This window comes from Ideonella azotifigens, from assembly GCF_006519715.1.
Taxonomy (GTDB): Bacteria; Pseudomonadota; Gammaproteobacteria; order Burkholderiales; family Burkholderiaceae_C; genus Ideonella; species Ideonella azotifigens.
On record NZ_VIDT01001172.1, the window covers coordinates 1 to 1067 of the forward strand.

The 1067-nt window shown below is 69.0% G+C and carries 1 protein-coding gene; it reads right to left on the bottom strand.

Annotated features, from left to right (window positions below; all coding sequences use genetic code 11):
• On the bottom strand, positions 1-683 hold a 683-nt coding region (locus tag FKP22_RS31405), incomplete at its 3' end, for a hypothetical protein (protein WP_141292068.1).
• Between the last annotated feature and the right edge of the window lie 384 nt (positions 684-1067).

Below are 1067 nucleotides of genomic sequence, written 5' to 3' on the forward strand. Positions count from 1 at the left end.
CGGCGTTCGGCCAGGCGCTGCCAGGCCTGCGCGCCCATCGCGCCGCCTATGGCCAGCAGCAGCGCCACGACGATGGCCGAGACCTTGGCAAACGCGGCGCGGATGCGGGCCGCATGCCCGGTCTGGTCCACATAGACCTCGACCACGCCCAGCACCCGGTCGCCTGCCATCACCGGCACATAGGCTTCGCTGTAGACCGGTGGGTGGGCGGTTTCGCCTGCCCCTGGCGCATCGTCGTCATCTTCGTCATCGGCACCGTGCAGCTCGATGAAATTGCGCCCGCCCAGCACGATGGCGCTGACATGCGTGTTCGGATGTTCCTGGCCCAGCGCCTGGCCGCCCTGGCCCACGCGGGGTTCCTGCGCCGCGAGGTCTTCCGAGCTCAGCAGCGCCCGGCCATCGCGGTCGAACAGCTGGAAGCGGAACACGTCGCCCATGTGATGCAGCCGGCGCAGCTCGGTGAGGGTTTCGGGTTCCAGGCTGCCTTGGTCGAACAGCAGGCTCAGCTTGGGCACGGCCCCGGCGATGAAGCCGGCATATTGCAGCGCGGCGTGTTCGGCTTCGTCGACCAGCAGGCGCCCAGCGGTGCGGCTCATCAGCATGGCTGCGCCGCCGATCGCGGCGACAAAGGCGACGGACCAGATCAGCGCACGAAGGACTCGGGACGACAGCAGGGATTTCATGGGCATTGCAACGCACCGCGGTGACCTGGTTGGCCGCTGGCACTGTGACGCTATCGGCTGCCGCAGGCGGGGCTTGAGTGCGCTGCTGCCATGCGCGGGATGCGTGGCTTCCTTTATCGCGGGCCAGCGGCACTGCAGCACAATTCGCGGCGGCCGAGCCGGCCTTTCACGAAAACCGGAAGTCGTTGAATGTTTCACAACTGGGTGGTGGCGCATGGCGCTTGACCACGAGCCCGGGCGGGTCATGCCGGCCGGGGCGATCACGCTGGGGGTCGAGGAAGAGCTGCAGGTGGTCGGGCCCGACGGCGGGCTGGCGGCGCACGACGTGGCGAGCGGCCAGCGCGATTTCCCGGAGCCGCTGGGCAGCTCCTGCGGCGAGATCCA